Annotated in this window: 16 protein-coding genes; 3 read left to right on the top strand and 13 right to left on the bottom strand. The window is 63.6% G+C overall.

The window, feature by feature from the left end; translation table 11 throughout:
* Positions 1 to 40 precede the first annotated feature (40 nt).
* Complete coding sequence (locus tag AUC47_RS14470; protein ID WP_143740749.1) at positions 41 to 1,816, bottom strand: ATP-dependent nuclease; 1,776 nt, start codon at positions 1,814 to 1,816, stop codon at positions 41 to 43.
* Between the two features lie 793 nt (positions 1,817 to 2,609).
* On the opposite strand from AUC47_RS14470, the gene AUC47_RS14460 reads away from it, so the two are divergent.
* On the top strand, positions 2,610 to 2,912 hold the full coding sequence (locus AUC47_RS14460) for a PTS sugar transporter subunit IIB (protein WP_096715893.1): 303 nt from the start codon (positions 2,610 to 2,612) through the stop codon (positions 2,910 to 2,912).
* Positions 2,913 to 3,968 (top strand): Gfo/Idh/MocA family protein, encoded by a 1,056-nt coding sequence (locus AUC47_RS14455; RefSeq protein WP_096715892.1) that lies wholly within the window; start codon positions 2,913 to 2,915, stop codon positions 3,966 to 3,968.
* Positions 3,969 to 4,044: 76 nt separating this feature from the next.
* On the opposite strand, the gene AUC47_RS14450 is transcribed toward AUC47_RS14455, so the two are convergent.
* Entirely contained in the window at positions 4,045 to 4,344 is a 300-nt protein-coding gene (locus tag AUC47_RS14450; protein WP_096715891.1) for an ArsR/SmtB family transcription factor, read from the bottom strand.
* 209 nt (positions 4,345 to 4,553) lie between these two features.
* Between AUC47_RS14450 and AUC47_RS14445 the strand changes: the two genes are divergently transcribed.
* Positions 4,554 to 5,918: a M23 family metallopeptidase gene (locus AUC47_RS14445; RefSeq protein ID WP_096715890.1), complete on the top strand. Its 1,365-nt coding sequence runs from the start codon at positions 4,554 to 4,556 to the stop codon at positions 5,916 to 5,918.
* A gap of 21 nt (positions 5,919 to 5,939) precedes the next feature.
* On the opposite strand, the gene ccsB is transcribed toward AUC47_RS14445, so the two are convergent.
* The 11 genes from ccsB to AUC47_RS14385 form a co-directional block, all read right to left on the bottom strand.
* Positions 5,940 to 6,932, bottom strand: coding sequence for a c-type cytochrome biogenesis protein CcsB (gene ccsB / locus AUC47_RS14440; protein WP_096715889.1), 993 nt, complete (start codon positions 6,930 to 6,932; stop codon positions 5,940 to 5,942).
* Complete coding sequence (resB, locus tag AUC47_RS14435; protein WP_096715888.1) at positions 6,929 to 8,629, bottom strand: cytochrome c biogenesis protein ResB; 1,701 nt, start codon at positions 8,627 to 8,629, stop codon at positions 6,929 to 6,931. Before resB ends, ccsB begins: the two co-directional genes overlap by 4 nt.
* Positions 8,610 to 9,356, bottom strand: coding sequence for a cytochrome c biogenesis CcdA family protein (locus AUC47_RS14430; RefSeq protein WP_096715887.1), 747 nt, complete (start codon positions 9,354 to 9,356; stop codon positions 8,610 to 8,612). Before AUC47_RS14430 ends, resB begins: the two co-directional genes overlap by 20 nt.
* Positions 9,353 to 10,009 carry a TlpA family protein disulfide reductase gene (locus AUC47_RS14425; RefSeq protein WP_096715886.1) on the bottom strand — a complete coding sequence of 219 codons (657 nt, stop codon included), beginning with the start codon at positions 10,007 to 10,009 and terminating at the stop codon, positions 9,353 to 9,355. The genes AUC47_RS14430 and AUC47_RS14425 overlap by 4 nt, the downstream gene beginning before the upstream one ends.
* A 669-nt stretch (positions 10,010 to 10,678) precedes the next feature.
* A complete protein-coding gene (locus tag AUC47_RS14415; RefSeq protein WP_096715884.1) occupies positions 10,679 to 11,455 on the bottom strand; it encodes a M23 family metallopeptidase in 777 nt (258 codons plus the stop codon).
* Between the two features lie 176 nt (positions 11,456 to 11,631).
* Positions 11,632 to 13,182 (bottom strand): apolipoprotein N-acyltransferase, encoded by a 1,551-nt coding sequence (lnt, locus tag AUC47_RS14410; RefSeq protein WP_306453254.1) that lies wholly within the window; start codon positions 13,180 to 13,182, stop codon positions 11,632 to 11,634.
* Between the two features lie 62 nt (positions 13,183 to 13,244).
* Positions 13,245 to 14,183 carry a cytochrome c oxidase assembly protein gene (locus AUC47_RS14405; protein WP_096715882.1) on the bottom strand — a complete coding sequence of 313 codons (939 nt, stop codon included), beginning with the start codon at positions 14,181 to 14,183 and terminating at the stop codon, positions 13,245 to 13,247.
* A gap of 49 nt (positions 14,184 to 14,232) precedes the next feature.
* On the bottom strand, positions 14,233 to 14,568 hold the full coding sequence (locus AUC47_RS14400; protein WP_067118169.1) for a DUF6804 family protein: 336 nt from the start codon (positions 14,566 to 14,568) through the stop codon (positions 14,233 to 14,235).
* Positions 14,565 to 15,104: a signal peptidase II gene (locus tag AUC47_RS14395; RefSeq protein WP_096715881.1), complete on the bottom strand. Its 540-nt coding sequence runs from the start codon at positions 15,102 to 15,104 to the stop codon at positions 14,565 to 14,567. The genes AUC47_RS14400 and AUC47_RS14395 overlap by 4 nt, the downstream gene beginning before the upstream one ends.
* Entirely contained in the window at positions 15,104 to 15,508 is a 405-nt protein-coding gene (locus tag AUC47_RS14390) for a hypothetical protein (RefSeq protein WP_096715880.1), read from the bottom strand. The genes AUC47_RS14395 and AUC47_RS14390 overlap by 1 nt, the downstream gene beginning before the upstream one ends.
* Positions 15,509 to 15,548: 40 nt before the next feature.
* Positions 15,549 to 16,505 carry an NAD(P)-binding domain-containing protein gene (locus AUC47_RS14385; protein ID WP_256999632.1) on the bottom strand — a complete coding sequence of 319 codons (957 nt, stop codon included), beginning with the start codon at positions 16,503 to 16,505 and terminating at the stop codon, positions 15,549 to 15,551.
* Positions 16,506 to 16,527 lie beyond the last annotated feature (22 nt).

Raw genomic sequence — 16,527 nt, 5'->3', positions numbered from 1 at the left:
GCGCTCGACTGCGGTCAGGCGCTGCGGCTGGTCAACGAAACTAGGCGTCAAGTAACCGACGAACCGTACCAACGACCGACATCGGCACAAAGGTCGGATACTGCGCCAAGACGCGACTGACGACGGAATCGATGAGCCGATCTCGGGCCGCGTATCGCCGCAGCCAGCTGAGCTTCTCGAGAATCAGATCGTGAAGGTCATGGCCCCGACCAGACAACCATGAGCTCGGGACTTCGATCTCGAGCCCTCCGGCGAAACGCATGGTCTGCGTAACACCTCGAGCGGCGTCCCCTAAAACGTGAGCACTTACGGCGTCAACCAGGGCCTGGGCGTCCACAGGTCGAAACTCGACGAAACGAGATTCAGGGACAGCTGTAACAGCAGCGGCGTGGCTGTCCGACAAGAGCAGGAGTCCAATAGCGAGAGGGTTCAACAACAGATTCTCAATGGAGTAGCCCTCGTCGTTGAAAATGACCGAGTCGGAAGGCTCCCTATGGCGGTTGTCGCGGTCCACCAAGCCCCACACTGCGAGGTTTCCGTTGGAACGAAGCTTGTGAACGAGTCCCACTACCGCATCACACCCGTCAGCGAGGCCGGAACCACCAGCAGCGACGAACTCCAAGCTCCGCTCCGAGCTCAGCGTCGGTTGGATGACGGCGTAAATGCTGGAGTACCAACGTGCATCGTTCGGGCTCTCGACGAGAACGACTCGACGGTTCTCCGCGGAGACGCTGATGGCGGGGACGCCGACGAGCAGCCGACGCAACGCCGCATCCTTCGACGCCCGCGTGAGCCGTTCCACTCCCGTGCGTTCCATTACAAAGATGGCATCGTCGGGACTCAGCGCCACGGTGGTCGGCGAGTGCGTCGTCATCACCACTCGCATGTCGAGCCGTTCGACGAGGACCTCTCGGATGACTGCCAACATGCTTCGTACCATCGACGGATGCAACGCAGCGTCCGGTTCATCGAGAAGAAGCACTTTCGGAATCCGGGAGACCTGTGCGCGGTGCGTGCCGGAGTACATCGACAGCGCAAGCTGGAGGAGTGTCTTCTCGCCCGAGGACAAGTCGGCGGGGGCGAGCTCGAAGCCATCCGCGAGCGAGCGCAGGCGCACCGAGAACGGCCCGTTATCGAGGTCCATTGGCGGCGCCACAAATTCATACGGAAGAGCGAGGTGTACGAGCACCTCGTTCAACAGATCCCACGGGGGCGGGCCATACGCACTCTGAAACTGCTCTTCGGTCAACCAGGCATCTACTGCTTTACCCTGAGAGGCTCGCCACGCCCTGAAGTCGTTCGCAGTGAGCATGGCTTGATACCGAGTGAACGCATCCGTGACGGCCATTCCAAAGAATCCGTGTCCGAGTTCGAATGGGGTCCATAGCTCGAAATCGGACAACTGCCATTCCTCGATGGGTTTCCCTGCGTGCGCTTCGGCAGCGCGCATTGCTCCTTCTGAAATCCCGAAGCTCAGCCGGAGGTTCTCGTAGATGCCTTCCAAGTCGGAGGTGCGCCGATAGCCATTGGGACGAAGGAAACCGTCGACCTGAGCCTTGAACCGCTCGACGACCGCGCGTCGTGGTTCTTGCGCGCTCAACTCGAATACAGGCTCGCCCAGCTGAGCCGCGCTGAGAAGAAGCGTCTGGTCGACCGACCGATCCCAGTCCCCGGTGAACGCGCCAACGTTCAGGGCCTCGAGAAACTGAGTCTTGCCAGACCCGTTGGCTCCGGTGACCACCATGAAGTTCGGAAGGTCCGCTGACGAAGGCAGTGCCTCGAAGGACTTGTAGCCGATGACGAAGTTCAAATGCAATTCGGCTCCCTAGGGTCTCTGTGCCGGTGGTGATTCCGATCCTGACAGTACCGCCATCGCCGGTGACGTCCGGGATCCGTCGGGATGTCGTTCGGCGCTGCGAACCGCGGTCGTGCGTTGAGCCGCCGATGGCAGAGCGAGTCGACTTGTTGGCCGTCATCAGTCGTCTTCCACCGTGTGAACGGCATTGCCCCACACCCAGCATCGAAAGACTCGCTCTTCCGCCCGGAACTCGATACCCGCTGCGCGCGGGGTCGACCGCACGAGCTTTGCGTTGACGCAGATCGCCTCCGGTCCGAACCGCACCCACGCCCGGACTGCGGAGAACGGATGAGGGTAGATAATCACCGGTTGCTCACGCAGCGCCAGCTCCCGGTCGGTCAGCGACTGCAGCGGGCCGGCGCGGGAGGCGTCAAGGATGGCACGATGCTGCGCGCATGTCGTAATGAGCTGCCAACCTCTTGCTCGATCCCATGACAGGCTCCTCTATTCGAGTAACGCTAGCAAGATTCGAACAAATGTTCCATGTCGGTCACCGGCACTCACCGAGGGCTTCTCCCCCGTGACCGTAGAAACAGTCGAGTGCATGGCCCTCGGGAAGCCGTCCGCGGGTTGCCGATTGTGAGTGTCCGGCGCTCTGACTCAGTTGCGGGGCTGCGCCTGCCCCTCGTCGGCCGAAGACCATCGCGGCCTCGGAAGCTCACGGCCTCTAGGCGCCATCGAGGACGGCTCCTCGACGGTCTTCGCTGTCCCTGAGCTGGAGGCGGACGGTTCGCGCACCCTTGCATGACTGATGAAACTGCTCCTCGTGTGCAACGCAGGTATGAGCACCGGAATCATGCAGGTGAAACTGACCCAGTCGGCGAACGCCCGCGGGATGGCCACGGAGGTGCTCGCCGTTCCCCTCGTCGAACTCGACGACCACATCGACACCGCCACGGCCATCCTGCTCGGCCCACAGATCCGATTCGCGCTCAATGACGTGCAGAAGAAGGCCCCAGACGGCGTGCCGGTGCTCGTGATCTCGCCCCCGGACTTCGGCACCATGAACGCCGAAAAGGTCCTCAACGATGTGATGGCGGCCGTCGCGAAGTGAATGCGAGGTGGGAGGAGCGGCCTCCGACATCAAAGCGCGCTCCTCTCACCGCCCCGGAGAACTCATGCTGACCATCGGAACGTCGGCACCAGTCGGATCGCCGGCGAACTCGCCCTCGCAGCAGCCACGGTCGGCGGTGTCTCAGTCCGCACCGCGTTCTCGAGAGACCAGGGGCGCGCTGAAGACTTCGCCCGAGAGCACAACATCGCCAAGGCGGTCTCCACACCCCGCGAGTTGTGGGATGACAGCGGTCTCGACGCCGTATACATCGCCACACCGAACAGCACGCACGAGCGGTGGGTGTGCGATGCACTGGATGCCGGAAAGCACGTCCTTGTTGAGAAGCCCGCCGTATCCCGCTCCGCGAGTTTCGTGGCTCTTGCGCAGTGGGCGTCGGCCCATGACCTCGTGCTGATGGAGGCAATGCGATCCGTCTACGAGCCGGGGTTCGACCTCATCGAGGAGTGGCTCAGCGTCATCGGGCCGGTCCGCCACGTGTCGTTCGCGCTGTGCCAGCGGTCCTCCCGGTACGACAAGGTGCTTGCCAGCGAGAAACCCGCGATCTTCGACCCCAAGCTCGGTGGGGGTGCGTTGCGAGATCTCGGCGTCTATCCCATCGCAGCCCTCATACGACTGTTCGGTGAGCCGTCGGACGCTATCGGTCGGACCCTCTCACTACCCACCGGAGCTGACGGAGTGGGAACGGCGCTATTGACCTACCCGGAATTCATCGCCGAGGTCACCTACTCCAAGTTCACAGCGTCGCGACGACCAAGTGAGATACAGGGTGAGCGGGGCAGGGTGCTCATCGACCAAATCGACCAGCCTCGGGAGATCGTGCTGGCTGCGAGCGGTCGACCACCTGTCCGGAGGATCGTGGATCTTCCGCCCAGTGACTTGCGTCCGGTTCTCAGGCGATTCCGTGACCTCGTCGGCGGCGACCACGACGCGGGTCGCGACCAGCGAGCGACAGCGGCGACATTGGCAGTCGTCGAACAGGTCGCGCGCTCATGGGTGGACGTAGTGGAGCACTCCGCTCATCGGGGGCGAGCCTGAGTCCGCGTCACAATCTGCGCGAGGAGCGGCCGCAGATCTCATGTCGACAGATTCAGCAGCCCATGGTCCTTTGCACTCAGTCGTCAGTCGAGTTCGGGGTGAGGTGAGAAATCATGTCGGCAAGGAGCTGCAATACATCGCTGCTAAACAGCTCGTACCGGATGTTGCGCCCGTCGCGAGTTCCAGCGACCAGGCCGAGCTCACGGAGTAGTTTGAGGTGATTCGAGACGGCGGTCTGGCCAGCTCCAACAGCTTCGCACAGCTCACCGACCGTGAGTGGCGAGTACATAACGGCGCTGAGAATTCGCAGACGCACGGGCGAAGCGAAGCCCTGAATGATCTCGGACAATCGAACGGAGTCGACTGGAGACAGCATGCTCTCCGCCTCTGACCCTGTCCCGCTACCCACGGTGAAGAGTCTATGTTGACGACACTCGGCCATGTGACAACATATCAGTGAAGGCTGATGTATTTTTGCGTCGTGACCATCGACCTCATGCGCCCGGGCCACCTTATTCCGACCGTTGCCGAGGATGCGTTCAACCGACGCTTCCCGGAAGCTGGCCTCGAGAATACGAGCGTTTCATGAACACGGCCCGCGACGAGGCTGAGCGTGCTGCCTTGGCCGCTTCCGATGATTGCGGATGTGGTCCGACAGCAGCGGAGAGAGAACAGTTCTGGAAGCGGCCAATTGGCCGTCGTAGCGTTTTCGGGCTCGGCGCGATGAGCGTCGTTGCTCTCGCCGCCTTCTGGATCGGCTCTGGGGTGTCGGCCGCTTACGCCGCCACGTATCCCTCCTGGGACGACGTGCAGCGCGCCAAAGGCAACGAGGCCGCGAAAGGCGCTGAGGTTCAACGTATCCAAGGGCTCATCCAGTCACTGACCCGGAACGTCGCCGACACACAAGCTGCCGCTCAGGTCGCGTCAGACGAGTACTACACGGCGCAGCAGGAGTTCTTCGACGCGATTACCACCGCTGACGAGCTGCAGGCCCAAGCGGATGAACAAGCCGCAATTGCCGAGGAGGCATCTCGCAAAGCCGGTCAGCTCGCAGCGCAGCTCTACCGAAACGGGGGCGACGACACCACCCTCCAGCTCTTCCTTGCGGGCTCGGCCGCAGAGTCGGACGAGCTCTTGTCGCGATTGGGAACCCTCGACAAGTTCATGCAGTACAACCGCGCGGTGTACGACGACGCGATCTCGTCGAAGAACACTGCGCAGTCCTTCTCAGACCAGGCGGCTGTCGCGCGCGACGAACGCGACCGACTTCAGCAGGTCGCTGAGCAGAAGATGCGCGCCGCACAGGACGCTGCGGACGCTGCCCAGGCGGCATTGGATGAGCAAACTGCGTATCTCGGGACGCTGGAGGCGCAGCTCGCCGCGCTTCAAGACACGACGGCGCAGACGGTGGCCGGTTACCAAGCCGGTGTCGCCGTGCGCGCTGCGGAGGAGAAGGCCAGGCGGGAGCGAGAGGCTGCGGAGGCCGCCGCGAACAGCGGTGGAAACAGTGGAGGGGGCGGTCAGGCCGGGACAGGCGGATGGGTGCGACCGCATGGCGGTGCGCGCAGCTCGAGTTATGGACCACGCACTCCCATCTGCGGACCGCAGGGCTGCTCATCGAGCTATCACTATGGCGCCGACCTGGCGAACGGATGTGGTGCGGCCATTTTCGCCGCCAACTCCGGGACGGTCGAGTACGCCGGCGCCAACGGGAACTACGGCAACTACGTGCGCATCCAACACGGCGGAGGTGTCAGCTCCGGTTACGCGCACATCAAGCCCGGCGGGATCGCTGTACGTCGCGGTCAGTGGGTGGAATCTGGACAGGTCATCGCGTACGCGGGGAACACAGGTCGCTCTTTCGGTTGTCACCTGCACTTCGAGGTGTACATCAACGGCGGGTACACGAACCCTGTGCGGTTCATGGAGGACCGCGGCGTCTACGTATGACGGACGCCGCGGCCCCGCCTGTCAGGTGAGCCCTGAGTATGAGTGGAGACCGGGGAAATAGATGTTCACGATGGTGAAATTGAACAGCACCGCCGCGAAGCCAACGATGGACAGCCAGGCGGATCGCGCCCCGCGCCATCCCCGCGTGGCCCGCGCATGGATGTACCCCGCGTAGAGGACCCAAATCACGAACGTCCACACTTCCTTGACGTCGAATCCCCAGTAACGGCCCCACGAATCGTTTGCCCAGATCGCCCCCGCGATGAGGGTGAAACTCCAGAACATGAAGCCGACGATGGTGAACCGGTACGCGAGAGTCTCCAGAGTCTCAGCCGACGGGATCGTGCGGAGGAACCGGGGCCCCTTCCGCGCGGCGTTCCCCGCGGCGTCGGCCGCGAGTAGTCGCTCACGTCGCCCCTGCATGAGTTGAGTGACCGACACTCCGCAAGCAAGAGCGAACAGTGCAGTGGCCAGCGAGGCGACGAAGACGTGGATGACGAGCCAGACGCTCTTCAACGGATCCATCAACGGCGCTACCTCGACATAGAACCCGAGTGTGGCGCCGCCGAGGAGTAGCACGGTCATACCGAGCAGGAACGCTCCCAGGAACCGCAGGTCGTACAATCGCAGCACGACGAGGTAGACGGCGACGATGAGGAGCGTGCCGGTGAGCGCGAACTCATACATGTTCGCCCATGGGACGCGTTCGGCGGCGATACCTCGGCCCAAGGTTCCTCCGAGGTGGAACAGGAGCGCGAGGACGGTGAGCGAGGTCCCGATCCTGGCCCACATCCGGCGTGGTGGCCCCCCGGTCCTACCAGAGCTCTGATGAGGCTCCGATCCCTGCAGATCTGATCTATTCGGTCCCGCCACGACCACGCTCCTCGCCGGCACGGTGGAGGCCGCGCTGCGTTGCGCGAGATCGATGGTGTAGGCCGCGAAGGCGAGGACGTATGTGGCAATCGCCGTCCAGACGAGGAGGAGAGAGATGCCGTCAAGGCTGAGGTCGGTCATGACGGGTTCCTTTCGGAGGGGTCGTGGGAATGGTCGATGGCGGCTGCAGATGTGTCGTGTGCATCAACGGATGTGGAGTGGCGGCGGGCGAGTTCATCTATCGCCCGTTGCAGTGTCGGGTCGTCCCCTCGGGCGAGGCCGGCGTATTCGATACGCACCAGGCCTTCATCGACACGCGCTTTCACCCAGACGCGTCGGCGTGGCACGAACAGTCCGGCGAACAGCCCGACCATCGCAATAACGGAGAAGAGGAGCACTCCCCCGCTGCTGGGGTCCTGTTGAATCTGCAATGACGCGAACCGCTTCACCGGTTGTTGCTCTTCCGCGATCTCCCACGTCACAGACCCCCACCCGTTCGGAAGGTCAACGGTGTCTCCGGGGCGAAGCTCCAACGAGTCAACCTCGCTGTCACCTCCGGTCTCCTGGTTGAGCCCGCTCACGTCCAGCGTGTACACCGAGCGCGGCGTGCCGTCGTCGATGCCAAGGTCGCCACTGAAGACATTGAATGTCAGCACTGGGTCAACGACATCGGGATAGATCGATGTGAAGGCTCCCGATGGGAGGGTCCCCTGAGTGGGGTAGAAGAAACCAACAAGTCCGACCTGTTTCGGCAACCCATCCGGGATCTTGATGATACCCAGCGACGTCATGTTGGAGTCTTGCGGAAGGAACGGCTGCGATTCGCTGAAGACGATGTCACCGTCGCCGTTCCTCACGGTGAGCGTTGGAGCGTACCCGTTCCCGAGCAGGTAGATGCGGTCGTTCGCAACGGTAATTGGGTGGTTCACCCGCACGCTCGTCGCGGTGTCCTCCTCCCCTGGCTGGCGAACGGTGATCTGCGCGTCGAAGTTCTCGGCCTGCCCTGCCCCCGGGGTTCCAGGTAGCCGATACGCCACCCGGAAGTCGTCGAGCGTGAGTGAGTAGGGCACGAGACCGGTGCCGTCGACGAAGCGTCCGGGGTTGAACGAGGAGTAGTCGCTGAGGGCGTTGACGAAGGTTGTCCCTTCAACCACGACTCGTTGACCGGTGAAGGCGAAAGATCCGCCGACGGCAACGGAGACGAGCACGCCCACCAATGCAACGTGGAAGACGAGGTTCCCTGATTCTCGGAGGTAGCCGCGTTCAGCGGACACCGAGAAGGAGCCTCGCTGGTCGTAGCGCTCAACGCGATAGCCAGACCGGCGCAGCATGTCCGACGCAGAGACAATGGCACGTTCCGCGTCTGCGGCGACCACCAGTTCGCGATGGGCGGGAAGTCGTGACAGCCGCGACGGTGTCCGCGGGGGACGCGAGCGCAACGCAACGTAGTGGTGCTTCGCGCGGGGGATGACGCAGCCAATCAGCGAGAGGAACAGCAGAAGGTGGATGGCGGAGAACCACGGTGAGATGTAGACGTCGAACAGTCCGAGGCCATCGGCCAGAGGAAACATCTCGGGATTGTTCCGCCGCCATTGCACGACACCGTTCGGGTCCGCGCTGCGTTGCGGGAACAGCGAGCCCGGTATTGCCGCGATTGCCAATAGAAGCAGAAGAAGCAGCGCGGTGCGCATGCTCGTCAACTGCGTCCACCCCCATCGCAGCCACCCGGTGACGCTGAGCGAGGGGTTGGTCACTTCTACCGCAGTGTCGGTTTCGGCGTGGTCGCTGGGTCGGAGCGGGTCGCTTGTCGTGCGGGAGTCAGAGCGGGAGCGGGACATTGATAATCACCTGCTGGAGTTGGGACATGAGCGAGGTCCACGCCCCTGAAACCATGAGGATTCCGAGGGCGACGAGCATCGCGCCGCCGATGAGATTGAGAGTGCGGACATGGCGTCGGAGGAACGCCACCGAGGAGGAGGCCCATCCCCATCCAGCGGCGAGGATCAGGAAGGGGATTCCCAGGCCCAGCGAGTAAGCGAGACCAAGCAAGCCTGCCCGCGCCGGATCCCCGAGATTCCATGACATGGAGATGATGGCCGCGAGTGTCGGCCCGATGCAGGGCGTCCACCCGACTCCGAGGGCAAACCCGAGAAGCGGCGCACCGATGAGCCCAGCGCGGTTGCTAAGGAGGGGGCGCACGGATCGCTGAGCGATGCTGAAAGCTCCGATGAAGACGAGTCCCATCACAATGATGACCACACCGAACACGCGGGTCAGGATGTCCGCGTACCGCAGCAGAACGAATCCGAAGGTTCCTCCAAGGATGGTCACCACGACGAAGACCACGGTGAAGCCTGCGATGAACAACGTCACCCCCAGCATCAACCGGCCACGTGCCGGACGTCGGCCCCCGGTCCCGGTTGGCACCGTTCCGCCGAGATACCCGAGATATCCCGGGACGAGCGGCAGCACGCATGGGGAGACGAAGGAGACGAGTCCCGCGAGGAGAGCGACTGGGAGCGCGACCCAGAGAGCGCCGTCGACGATGAGTGCGCCGGGGGTCACGGCGCCCTCTCCTCGAGGACGTCGTCGACGAGGGTGGCGAGGATTGACGCGCTGTCCAGTTGACCGATGACGCGCGCGGCGACCCGTCCGCCGCGGTCAAGCACCAATGTCGTCGGCGTCGCCTGGATCGGTGTCACCTGCACGAACGCCAGCTTGACCTTGCCGTCGTTGACGTCGATGACACTCGGGTAGGTGACACCGTTGTCCTTTGCGAATGACAACGCGGTTGCAGCCTGGTCGTACGTGTTGACTCCGAGAACGGCGACTCCCTCATCTTGGTAGTCCTGCCATACCTGTTCTAGGTACGGCGCCTCGACGATGCACGGGCCGCATGCGGCGTACCAGAAATTCACGACGAGGACCTCACCCCGGTAGTCGTCGCTCGACACCCTTTCGTCGGTCTCAGTGACGCCTTCGAACGCAACTGGTTCGCCGCGCTCGGCTTCCGGGATCTCAACGACTTGAAAGTCGCCGGCAATGAATCCTTTTTCGTTGCCTTCCCGATACTGCTGAGAGAGGGAATCGTTGGAGGCGCAGCCCACTAAGGCGACAAGAGCGGCTATCGACACGACAGTGAGAGCGGTGCGACGGCGTCGATGCGCTCGCGGCGTCTTGACCGAGTCGGGCGGTGGGTGAACGGATTCAGGATGCATGAGGGTTCCTGTTCAGGTACGAATGTCGGAGGGTGCAGCACGGTCGCTCGCGTCCAGAGCACGTGCCGATGGCACGGTCGAAGAAGGACAGCGAGTCCTCGGCGGCGCCCAGAATCCTCCCGGCCCGCGCTGGTGCGGTCGCCGGGATGCCGGTTAGTTGCCGCGCGCCGGCAGCGACGAGGTGAAGACGCGATACGACGCGGAGCTCAGGTCCGGGATACGCGGAGTTGCGTCAGCGTGAGTGTTGTCACTCGGATATCGACACGCGGGAGAGCGCGGATGACACGGGCGAATCTCGAGAGAGGGACGCTCGTTGAAGACGGTTGACGCCATCGGGCGGAGATAACGAGAAGCAGAGCACCGCAGAGAACGGTAATCGAGCACAGAGCGGTGCCGAGGCCGTCACTCAGCGAGGTTGACGTGCTCCCCGGCGCGATGTGAGCCATCTCGGGTGGGTTGTCGGAGGCTGCGAAAAGCACCGTCGAATCGGCGTACGACGTGGTCGCTGGGACGGGCGCAGCTTTGTCGGTCGCGCACGCAACGCCGAGCATGAGCAGCATCGATGACAGAACGATGGCGACAAGGCTCAGGGTGAAGGAGGGATGGCGGTGAACCCAGACGGAGCGGATTGTCGCCCTTGCGGTGCCGGAGCCCTTGAGACCCGTCCGCTCATCCACTTGTCTTCTCCTGCAACCAGGACACGGGATCGAGCGTGCCGTCGCCTGTCGACACCTCAAGGTGCAGGTGCGCACCGAAACTGCGGCCGGTGTTACCCACTCTTCCGACCACAGTCCCGGCCGACACGATGTCTCCCTCGCGGACGCCGAGCGACCCATTCAGCATGTGCGCATACCGACTGAACACCGTTTGACCGTCCACGATGCTCTCGATGTAGACGGTCACCCCGAACGCTCCGCCGTTCTCGGTAGCGATACGCACCGTTCCCCCAGCGACTGCCCGAATCTGGGCGCCCTCCCCGGGCGTGAAATCCGCCCCCTCATGCATTCGTCCCCATCGCGGCCCGAAACTGGACGATGTGGGCACGCTGACAGGGAACGGCCACTGCACGACCGCATCCGGGTCTATCTGTAGTGATCCATAGAAATAGCGGATCCCCGCGGCCGCGGCGAGTTGCGGAGCCGAGGTAACGCTGTAGTCGTTCTCCCGACGAAGGTCTACTGCTGCGGTGTCCTCGGGAACCACGAAAGCCTGAATGTCGTCGCTCGCGAGACTCTGAGTGGAGGAGAACCGCGCAGTGGTGTCGGCTCCGGATGCTTCGATGGTCGCCGCGGGGATGGTCATGCCGACCGTGAATGAGGAAGCGAGTGCGAGCGTGCCGACCGCGATGAGCTTCTTTCCGATGCTCCGGGTTCGGGATCCGGCAGGCGAGGGCTGTTGACGTGGGAGGTCGCTGTCCGCCGCGTCGTGGCTGGGGACCGTCGACACGATGAGATCCGCCTTGCTAGGTGGTGTGGCCTCGCGAGCGCGCCGAAGCTCGGCGCGAGTGAGTTGCGGAACATGAGCTGTTGCAGCTGCGGCTCTCTGATTTCGGAGGTCCGCGCGAGTGAGTGCCGGTTCGAGTCGGGAGTCAGCAGTCGCGGCCTGGCGAGTCTCATGCGTGGTCACTGTTCGACCTTTCGGGTTGGGTCGTCGTGGAGACGTGGAGGGCGCGTTGAACGCCGACGAGAGTAGATGGCGAGCCCGACGATGGCTCCGAGCGCGAGGAGGAGGATGCTGGACGAGGCCCACTGGTCAACGAAGATCCCGGGCGCCGTGCCGGTGCGAAGGGGAACGTTCGTAACCTCAGCGGCGACCTCATCCACGCCAGCGGTCGCGAGGATGCTTCCATCCGGGGCGATGACCTGGCTGGTGCCGACGGTGGACACGTTGACCACGCTCTTCCCGGTCTGAATGGCGCGCATGCGAGCAAAGGCGAGCTGCTGAAGGTTCTCATCCGATCCACGGAAGTCGGCGTTGTTGGTCTGGAAGACGAAGAGTCCCACGTCTCGTTCGGCGCCGGCGCGGATCACGCCGTCGAAGATGACGTCGAAGCAGATCGCCAACCCGATGGCGGTCTTCCCCACCGTGACAACGGGCGGATTAGTGCCCGGTGTGTATTCGCGTTGGATCAGCCCGACGAGATCCGGGGCCAACTGCTCATAGAACCATCGGTCGGGGACGTACTCACCGAACGGGACTGGATTGACCTTGTCGTGGATTTGGGGATCGAGCGAGCCCTGCGTCCAGACGAACGAGGTGTTGAACGTCTCGGCGCCTCTCGTCGTCGCGGCATTGCCGAGGAGGGGGCTCCCTGCCCTGGTCACGATCTCGTCGAGCACAGCGGCAGCTTGTTCGTCCCGGAAGGGATCGAACTCAGCCGCTCCTTCTGGCCATACGAGCAGATCGGTCCGCCGGTCGAGGAGCGGTTCCGTCGCGTCGGCTTGAGCGCTCAGCAGGTCTCCAGAGGATCGCTCATCGAAGTAGCCTGAGGGGCCGTTGCCCTGAACCCACCCGACTCTGAGGATGCCCGCATCGGTCGTCGCGAACTGCGGGATGGCGGCGAGCCCGATGAGGAGGAGCGCAGCAGGCGCTGCGGCGGGCAGGAATCGCAGCCCCGCGCGCAACCACTGCACGACGCTGGCCGAGATCGTCGCGATGACGAGTGAGAGACCGGTCACGCCGACCCAGGAGGCGACCTCGGGGAAAGGTCCCTCCACCTGTGTCATTCCGAGACGCGCCCACGGGAATCCCCCGTAGGGCCATGAGCCGAGCGCTACCTCTCGCCCGACCCAGAGCACGCCGATGAGTGCGGGCACGATGATGACCTGCAGCGCGGCGCTGCGGCGGAGCTCGCTCGTCCACTTGTACGCGAGCGCTATCGGGATCGCACCGATTCCGAAGATCGCGGATTGAAGCCCGACCAATGCGATTCTGGGTACTGGGCCGAGGAATTGACCGACCCAGTCCAGGTGAAGCGAGTAGAAGGTCGCTCCGAACACAAGCCCGACGAGCAGTGCCCCACCGATACTGCGCCCGACGGTGGTCACCAGGGCGACGACAACGCTCACGAATGCGAGCGGCCACCAGCTCAACTCTGGGCTCGCGAGATCCATCGCGAGTCCGGCGGCCGCGGCAAGCGGAAGCGCGAGCCACAGTGTGATGAGTGGACGCACCGGGTCGGTCTCCGGTGAGCAGGGCTCATGTAGGGACGCGGGTCTGAGTGCCACTGTCATGGTCAGGTGTCCCGCTCCCGCAGCTTCTCAAGATAGGCGTTGTACTCATCGAGCTCGGAGGAACCGTGCAGGTCCTCGTAGCGGTCTTGCGCCTGCGACCGTGCGGTGTCGTCCCGGAACCACCGATGCATGACGTAGATCAACATCAGCAGCGTCGGCGCTTCGCCGTACGACCATGCGAGTCCACCGGCGAGCCTCTGATCCTCGATGGGATCCAGGCCCATCGCCTGCGTGGGAGCGACGAAGTGCGTGATGAGCATGGTGGTCGACATCATGAGAAACACGCCGAAGAACGCATGCAGGGCGGCTTCGGCGAATACGTCCAGGGCGCGACCGCCATGGCTGAGCCGGACGGGAAGCGGATCGGAACTGAGGATGGGGATGGTGAAGATGATGCCCGCCGCGAGGAAAGCCACTTCCAGTGCTATGTGACCTGTGGTTGAGCCTAAGATCGTGTCCGCGAGCCCTGCCAGGTATAAGCCATAGAACGCCGCGAGGTAGAGCGGGAGCGCGGTCCACGGGCTCAATGTCCACCGAGCGAGTCTGCTGCGCAGGCCGGCATGAGCCATGGTCAGAACCACACGCCCCATTCCCCGGTGCGGGGTCGCGCGAAGCAGCAACGTCCCCGGGGATCCCAAGACGAGCAGTGGCGGGATCGCCATCATCAAGGTGAGCTGCTGGAACATGAACACCGACATCAGCGCGTAGCCGTAGTTTTCGACCGCCAGTCCGGTCGTCGCCGCAAGACCTGCGCACCCGCTGAGGAAGCTGAGTGTGCGCCACACTGACCATCTCCGACCGTGCACCCACATCCGAATCGCGCCGGCGGAGTAGAAAACCGCAAGGAGCCCTGCGACTGCAGGCAGCACGGGAAGCGCCCCCGGGACCACGGCGAAGTAGTCGGGGAACGAAGGTGGGGCATCGGGGATCCACGGGGTCATCGACGGGCGCTCTCCGTGATGTCGAGGTGTGGAGCACGTGAGAGGAACATCATGGACGCGGGAACTTGATGAGACTTCCGGCGACCAGGAACACGACCGCCGCAGCAGCCTGAACCCCAACCCACACCGGTCCTTCGAACGGGAATGGTGCCACGGGGTTCCACAGAACCGCGATGGCGACGAACACCGGCGCCCACCACCAGTGACGCGCCTGCACAGCAAACCACCCCACGATGATGGCCAGGATCGACGTCACGTAGAGCACCACAGCTGCCCATTCGGTCGTCAGCAGCACAGGCGCGAGGAACAGGACCGCTGCGGCAATGAGGCTGGGCGCGAGCGCATTTCTCTGGTAGGTGGAGGGAGTGCGCTTCTTCTGCGTCATATCTGGTCACTCATCTCGTTGTCGTTCAGATGTGAGGAAACACTCTGAGGGTCCTCAGGGGTGTTGCGTCGTCGGCGTAAAAGGCCGATGGCGAGCACAACAGCCCCCACCGCCAACGCGACGTCGGCGATATTTCCGATGAACAGGTCGGAATAGGCGAGAAAGTCCGTCACGTACCCGCGACCAAAACCCGGCGGCGCGAAGAGGCGGTCAAGCACGTTGCCGATAGCTCCCCCGAGTATGAACCCGATACCGACCGCCCACCATGCGGTACGGGACCGGATGGCGCTGATGAAAAGGGCGACCGTTGCGATGACGCCCACCGCCGTAAGCAACGGGGTCGCGCCGGAGCCGAACGAGAGGATCGCGCCGGGGTTGAACGCGAGCTGCAGCCCGAAAAGGTCACCCAACAGCGGTATACGCTCCGTGGTGCTCAGCTCCGCGAGGGCCATGGCCTTCGACACCTGGTCAGTGGCAACCGTCGCACCTGCAACCGCGAAGGCGAACGCGTTTTTCGGAATCCGGGCGTTCATCATCACCCTTCGATCTCGGTGTCAGCCGCCGCGCGGTCTTCGCGGCGTCGCTTCCGCCCGGCGACTGCGACACCGACGGCTCCCGCGGCGAGAACGAATCCGATACCGATTACGAAGATGATCCCGAGGAACCCGAGATCGTCCCGCTCTACTGGTCGCTCCCCGTTCTGTCTTTCGTGACGTTCCTTGTCCGACTCAGTCTCGGTCGGAGTTCCCGAAGGGGTAGGTGCTTCCGAAGGGCTGGGACTTGCGGTCGGCGACGGCGTCGAGGACACAGCCGGCGGCACGGTTTCCGTCGCCGCGGCCGCGGACGTTGCCTGCGAGCCCAGCATGAAGGTCGCGGCCGCCACCAGCAGCACCGCAGCGACTGCGTGTTCCAGTCTCTTAGTGATGTTCTGATGTCTCATGCGTTCTCCTCATTCCGGGGTTCACTGATGTGGGCGTTGTTCAGGGGCGTTTCATGATCCGCCGTGCGATGAGCATCGCGTCGCGACGTGCTCCGTCGAAGGTGTCGGCGTCCGGCTTGCTGTACAGCGGCATGCCGGCGATGAACAGACCAGGCACCGCTGTCGTTCCGCGTCCGCGAGGCGAGTCTCGAACTTCAGTCGGGAGCCAAGTGTCGGCGGGCAGATAGCCGGTCGCGAAGATCACCGACTGCGGAGCGGTTCGCTGACCATCTTCGAAGATGATGTGTGCTCCGTCGACGGCCACCGCAGCGGGCATCAACGTGACGCCGAGCGCCTCCCAGTCAGGAGCGTGTGATGTCCTACCGTCGCGCAACTGCCGCCCCATCCAGCGGCCCCATCCCGCTCCGGGACTGTGACCTTGCGGCGACCTGGACGACAACGTAACGCGGTGGGAGCTGCTAAGTTCGCGCGCAACCTGCTGTCCGCTGTGACCCGCCCCGATGATGAGAACGTCGCCCGCGGGAATCTGTGTCGGGCCACGATAGTCCGCGCTGTGTAGGACTATGCCCGGCGCCTGCGTCTCTACGGCCCAGCTAGGAATACGCGGACGACCTGCGGATCCGCTCGCGCAGACGATATTGCGTGTCTGAACCTGCCCCTCATTGGTGGAGAGGAGAAGGGTCGACCCATCGCCAAGACGCTGCACGCCGGTCGCACGAATGCCCCACATGGTGGTGATGCGCAGCGAGGACTCCACCGACAAGAGGTGCTCTTCGACCTCGCGCGGTGACGGGTGGCGGTAAGGGTCTCCCGAAAGATGACGACCCGCTATCGGACTGCGTCCCGCTTCGGTCAACAGCGTCATCGATGACCAGCGATAACCCCACGAGCGGCGACCGTCGCAGTTACTGTCGATGACGGCGAAGTCCCGCTGCGGAACCAATCCCATTCGAGAAAGTTCCGAAGCGACGGAGAGGCCAGCGTGGCCCGAGCCCACGATGATGGCCCGACGGTGAGTT

This window comes from Microbacterium sp. SZ1 (genome assembly GCF_002362255.1).
Taxonomy (GTDB): Bacteria; Actinomycetota; Actinomycetes; order Actinomycetales; family Microbacteriaceae; genus Microbacterium.
The sequence above is the reverse complement of the archived record's forward strand: the minus strand, read 5'-3'. Positions and strand labels throughout refer to the sequence as shown.

Excerpts from the sequence above, each read along its gene's own strand:
- resB (WP_096715888.1), bottom strand. The coding sequence starts at position 8,629 with ATGTCCCGCTCCCGCTCTGACTCCCGCACGACAAGCGACCCGCTCCGA.
- AUC47_RS14425 (WP_096715886.1), bottom strand. The coding sequence starts at position 10,009 with ATGCATCCTGAATCCGTTCACCCACCGCCCGACTCGGTCAAGACGCCG.
- AUC47_RS14445 (WP_096715890.1), top strand. The coding sequence starts at position 4,554 with ATGAACACGGCCCGCGACGAGGCTGAGCGTGCTGCCTTGGCCGCTTCC.
- AUC47_RS14455 (WP_096715892.1), top strand. The coding sequence starts at position 2,913 with ATGCGAGGTGGGAGGAGCGGCCTCCGACATCAAAGCGCGCTCCTCTCA.
- AUC47_RS14390 (WP_096715880.1), bottom strand. The coding sequence starts at position 15,508 with ATGAGACATCAGAACATCACTAAGAGACTGGAACACGCAGTCGCTGCG.
- AUC47_RS14405 (WP_096715882.1), bottom strand. The coding sequence starts at position 14,183 with ATGACCCCGTGGATCCCCGATGCCCCACCTTCGTTCCCCGACTACTTC.
- ccsB (WP_096715889.1), bottom strand. The coding sequence starts at position 6,932 with ATGACCGACCTCAGCCTTGACGGCATCTCTCTCCTCCTCGTCTGGACG.
- AUC47_RS14400 (WP_067118169.1), bottom strand. The coding sequence starts at position 14,568 with ATGACGCAGAAGAAGCGCACTCCCTCCACCTACCAGAGAAATGCGCTC.
- AUC47_RS14460 (WP_096715893.1), top strand. The coding sequence starts at position 2,610 with ATGAAACTGCTCCTCGTGTGCAACGCAGGTATGAGCACCGGAATCATG.
- AUC47_RS14395 (WP_096715881.1), bottom strand. The coding sequence starts at position 15,104 with ATGATGAACGCCCGGATTCCGAAAAACGCGTTCGCCTTCGCGGTTGCA.
- AUC47_RS14450 (WP_096715891.1), bottom strand. The coding sequence starts at position 4,344 with ATGCTGTCTCCAGTCGACTCCGTTCGATTGTCCGAGATCATTCAGGGC.